2 rRNA genes are annotated in these 5,579 nt (G+C 55.3%); both read left to right on the top strand.

Features of this window, described 5'->3' with window-relative positions:
* The first annotated feature begins 180 nt into the window (after positions 1-180).
* A 16S ribosomal RNA gene (locus IWX65_RS17080) occupies positions 181-1,703 on the top strand.
* Positions 1,704-2,339: 636 nt separating this feature from the next.
* Positions 2,340-5,491, top strand: a 23S ribosomal RNA gene (locus IWX65_RS17075).
* The 16S and 23S rRNA genes sit together here, the layout of an rRNA operon.
* Positions 5,492-5,579 lie beyond the last annotated feature (88 nt).

Raw genomic sequence — 5,579 nt, 5'->3', positions numbered from 1 at the left:
GTGTCTGTTGTTTGAGAACTCAATAGTGTGCCAAGTTTGTTGATACCGATTGTTTTTTGATTGGTTGAATTGGCTGGTTGCCTGCTTTGTGGTGGGTGGCTGGTTTTTTTGGCTGGTTTCGAATTTTGTGCAGCGCTGGTTCTCGTTTTCCCGGGGGTTGGTGTTGTGTCTGTAGAAGCATTTACGGAGAGTTTGATCCTGGCTCAGGATGAACGCTGGCGGCGTGCTTAACACATGCAAGTCGAACGATGAACCTCACTTGTGGGGGGATTAGTGGCGAACGGGTGAGTAACACGTGAGTAACCTGCCCTTGACTCTGGGATAAGCCTGGGAAACCGGGTCTAATACTGGATACGACCTTCTGGCGCATGCCATGTTGGTGGAAAGCTTTTGTGGTTTTGGATGGACTCGCGGCCTATCAGCTTGTTGGTGGGGTAATGGCCTACCAAGGCGACGACGGGTAGCCGGCCTGAGAGGGTGACCGGCCACACTGGGACTGAGACACGGCCCAGACTCCTACGGGAGGCAGCAGTGGGGAATATTGCACAATGGGCGCAAGCCTGATGCAGCGACGCCGCGTGAGGGATGAAGGCCTTCGGGTTGTAAACCTCTTTCAGTAGGGAAGAAGCGAAAGTGACGGTACCTGCAGAAGAAGCGCCGGCTAACTACGTGCCAGCAGCCGCGGTAATACGTAGGGCGCAAGCGTTATCCGGAATTATTGGGCGTAAAGAGCTCGTAGGCGGTTTGTCGCGTCTGCCGTGAAAGTCCGGGGCTTAACTCCGGATCTGCGGTGGGTACGGGCAGACTAGAGTGCAGTAGGGGAGACTGGAATTCCTGGTGTAGCGGTGAAATGCGCAGATATCAGGAGGAACACCGATGGCGAAGGCAGGTCTCTGGGCTGTAACTGACGCTGAGGAGCGAAAGCATGGGGAGCGAACAGGATTAGATACCCTGGTAGTCCATGCCGTAAACGTTGGGCACTAGGTGTGGGGGACATTCCACGTTTTCCGCGCCGTAGCTAACGCATTAAGTGCCCCGCCTGGGGAGTACGGCCGCAAGGCTAAAACTCAAAGGAATTGACGGGGGCCCGCACAAGCGGCGGAGCATGCGGATTAATTCGATGCAACGCGAAGAACCTTACCAAGGCTTGACATGAACCGGAATGATGCAGAGATGTGTCAGCCACTTGTGGCCGGTTTACAGGTGGTGCATGGTTGTCGTCAGCTCGTGTCGTGAGATGTTGGGTTAAGTCCCGCAACGAGCGCAACCCTCGTTCCATGTTGCCAGCGGGTTATGCCGGGGACTCATGGGAGACTGCCGGGGTCAACTCGGAGGAAGGTGGGGACGACGTCAAATCATCATGCCCCTTATGTCTTGGGCTTCACGCATGCTACAATGGCCGGTACAAAGGGTTGCGATACTGTGAGGTGGAGCTAATCCCAAAAAGCCGGTCTCAGTTCGGATTGAGGTCTGCAACTCGACCTCATGAAGTTGGAGTCGCTAGTAATCGCAGATCAGCAACGCTGCGGTGAATACGTTCCCGGGCCTTGTACACACCGCCCGTCAAGTCACGAAAGTTGGTAACACCCGAAGCCGGTGGCCTAACCCCTTGTGGGAGGGAGCCGTCGAAGGTGGGACCGGCGATTGGGACTAAGTCGTAACAAGGTAGCCGTACCGGAAGGTGCGGCTGGATCACCTCCTTTCTAAGGAGCGCCTTCAGGTTCATTCGCTCATCCTCTGTGGTGGGTGTGTGGCTTGCAAGGAGTTAGCCCATAGCGCGGGCGTTTGTTCCGCGGTGGGTGCTCATGGGTGGAATATCAATGAATAGGTGCCTGGTGTTGTTTGCTGGTGGTTGAGTACGGCTCGTGTTCCTGATCGTGTCTGTCCCCTTTTGGGGGGTGGGTGTGGTGAGGGGTGGGGGTGTGGAAAGTATCGCTGGTGGGTGGATGTCGGGTTATTGTTTGGCACACTGTTGGGTCCTGAGATAACAGGGCCTCATTTCGTCGTGGTCTGGTTGCGGGTTTTTCGTCCGTGGTCGGGGTGTGCGGGGGGTGGGGTTTGGTTGTTTCTGGGTTTTCCCGCGCATGCTTCGCATCGTGTCCTTGGTGGTGTCCCTGGTTTTTGTGGGGGGTGTTTGCTGGGGTGGTGTGGGGGTGTGTTGGGGTTGTTGGTTGAGAACTGCATAGTGGACGCGAGCATCTTATAAACAAGAAGCAATTTCTTGCAGGATCTTTCGCGCATGGCTTTTGGGTGGTGTTCCTTTCCTTTCGGGGAGTAGGGGTGTTGTCCGTGGGTGGTGTGTGGTGGGTTCTGCGCCGAGAAGTGTTTTTGATCTTTGTGGTCAAGTTTTTAAGGGCACACGGTGGATGCCTTGGCATCAGGAGCCGAAGAAGGACGTGGGAATCTGCGATAAGCCTGGGGGAGTTGATAACCGAACTTTGATCCCAGGATGTCCGAATGGGGAAACCCCGCCCGGCGCGCGAGTGACCGGGTGACCCGTATCTGAACACATAGGGTACGTGGGGGGAACGTGGGGAAGTGAAACATCTCAGTACCCACAGGAAGAGAAAACAACAGTGATTCCGTTAGTAGTGGCGAGCGAACGCGGATGAGGCTAAACCAGTGGTGTGTGATAGCCGGCGGGCGTTGCATCACTGGGGTTGCGGGACTTTCCGTATCAGTTCTGCCGGACTGGTGAAATGTGTGCAGGCGTATAGGTGAACGGGTTTGAAAGCCCGGCCGGAGAGGGTGTAAGTCCCGTAACCGTAATGCGTGCTGCCGTTTGGAGAGTATCCCAAGTAGTACGGGGCCCGAGAAATCCCGTGCGAATCCGCCAGGACCACCTGGTAAGCCTAAATACTCCCTGATGACCGATAGCGGACCAGTACCGTGAGGGAAAGGTGAAAAGTACCCCGGGAGGGGAGTGAAACAGTACCTGAAACCGTGTGCCTACAAACCGTTGGAGCAAGCATGTTCTTGTGACAGCGTGCCTTTTGAAGAATGAGCCTGCGAGTTAGTGTTACGTCGCGAGGTTAACCCGTGTGGGGAAGCCGTAGCGAAAGCGAGTCTGAATAGGGCGAGTGAGTGGCGTGATCTAGACCCGAAGCGAAGTGATCTACCCATGGCCAGGTTGAAGCGACGGTAAGACGTCGTGGAGGACCGAACCCACTTCAGTTGAAAATGGAGGGGATGAGCTGTGGGTAGGGGTGAAAGGCCAATCAAACTTCGTGATAGCTGGTTCTCCCCGAAATGCATTTAGGTGCAGCGTTGCGTGTTTCTTATCGGAGGTAGAGCTACTGGATGGCTAATGGGCCCTACAAGGTTACTGACGTCAGCCAAACTCCGAATGCCGGTAAGTGAGAGCGCAGCAGTGAGACTGTGGGGGATAAGCTTCATAGTCGAGAGGGAAACAGCCCAGACCACCAACTAAGGCCCCTAAGCGTGTGCTAAGTGGGAAAGGATGTGGAGTTGCGAAGACAACCAGGAGGTTGGCTTAGAAGCAGCCATCCTTGAAAGAGTGCGTAATAGCTCACTGGTCAAGTGATTCCGCGCCGACAATGTAGCGGGGCTCAAGTACACCGCCGAAGTTGTGGCATTCACATTAGTGCTAAGCCGGAGACTTGTTCTCCTGAGTTCAGGCGTGTGGATGGGTAGGGGAGCGTCGTGTGGGCGGTGAAGTCGCGGTGTAAACCAGCGGTGGAGCCTACACGAGTGAGAATGCAGGCATGAGTAGCGAAAGACGGGTGAGAAACCCGTCCGCCGAATGATCAAGGGTTCCAGGGTCAAGCTAATCTGCCCTGGGTAAGTCGGGACCTAAGGCGAGGCCGACAGGCGTAGTCGATGGACAACGGGTTGATATTCCCGTACCGGCGAAAAACCGCCAATACTGATCAAGGGATACTAACCGCCAGAAGCATGACCGACCGTCTTTTAGACGGATCCGGTTTTTTGTGGATCGCGGGACCTGATCTTGGGAGGTAAGCGTATTAACAGGTGTGACGCAGGAAGGTAGCCAAGCCGGGCGATGGTAGTCCCGGTCTAAGGATGTAGGGCGAACCATAGGCAAATCCGTGGTTCTGGTTTCGATACCGGGTCTGAGATCTGATGGGACCCCTCTTCGAGGGGAATTTGGTGATCCTATGCTGCCTAGAAAAGCATCGGCGCGAGGTTTTAGCCGCCCGTACCCCAAACCGACACAGGTGATCAGGTAGAGAATACTAAGGCGATCGAGAGAATTATGGTTAAGGAACTCGGCAAAATGCCCCCGTAACTTCGGGAGAAGGGGGGCCCCAACCGTGACGGCGACTAGCTCGCCATGAGCGGATCGGGGCCGCAGAGACCAGGGGGAAGCGACTGTTTACTAAAAACACAGGTCCGTGCGAAGTCGCAAGACGATGTATACGGACTGACTCCTGCCCGGTGCTGGAAGGTTAAGAGGACCGGTTAGCCCCTTGTGGGCGAAGCTGGGAATTCAAGCCCCAGTAAACGGCGGTGGTAACTATAACCATCCTAAGGTAGCGAAATTCCTTGTCGGGTAAGTTCCGACCTGCACGAATGGAGTAACGACTTCCCCGCTGTCTCAACCATAAACTCGGCGAAATTGCAGTACGAGTAAAGATGCTCGTTACGCGCAGCAGGACGGAAAGACCCCGAGACCTTCACTATAGTTTGGTATTGGTGTTCGGTGTGGCTTGTGTAGGATAGGTGGGAGACTGTGAAGCCCGGACGCTAGTTCGGGTGGAGTCATCGTTGAAATACCACTCTGGTCACTCTGGATATCTAACTTCGGCCCGTAATCCGGGTCAGGGACAGTGCCTGATGGGTAGTTTAACTGGGGCGGTTGCCTCCTAAAAAGTAACGGAGGCGCCCAAAGGTTCCCTCAGCCTGGTTGGCAATCAGGTGGCGAGTGTAAGTGCACAAGGGAGCTTGACTGTGAGAGAGACATCTCAAGCAGGGACGAAAGTCGGGACTAGTGATCCGGCGGCACATTGTGGAATGGCCGTCGCTCAACGGATAAAAGGTACCTCGGGGATAACAGGCTGATCTTGCCCAAGAGTCCATATCGACGGCATGGTTTGGCACCTCGATGTCGGCTCGTCGCATCCTGGGGCTGGAGTAGGTCCCAAGGGTTGGGCTGTTCGCCCATTAAAGCGGTACGCGAGCTGGGTTTAGAACGTCGTGAGACAGTTCGGTCCCTATCCGCTGCGCGCGCAGGAAATTTGAGAAGGGCTGTCCTTAGTACGAGAGGACCGGGACGGACGAACCTCTGGTGTGTCAGTTGTACTGCCAAGTGCACCGCTGATTAGCTACGTTCGGATGGGATAACCGCTGAAAGCATCTAAGCGGGAAGCCTGCTTCGAGATGAGATTTCCATACACCTTGAGTGTGAGAGGCCCCCAGCCAGACCACTGGGTTGATAGGCCGGATGTGGAAGCAAGGACTAACGACTTGCGAAGCTGACCGGTACTAATAAGCCGATAACTTACACCACACCCACACCCCTAAAGGGGTGAGGGCAACATCAAATGCTACGCGTCCACTATGCGGTTCCCAACCAACAAACCAGGGAACCCCCCCCC

The sequence above is a fragment of the Arthrobacter sp. CAN_A214 genome (assembly GCF_015751955.1).
Taxonomy (GTDB): domain Bacteria; phylum Actinomycetota; class Actinomycetes; order Actinomycetales; family Micrococcaceae; genus Arthrobacter_D.
Note: the sequence above shows the minus strand (reverse complement) of the source record. Positions and strands in the feature narration are given on the sequence as shown.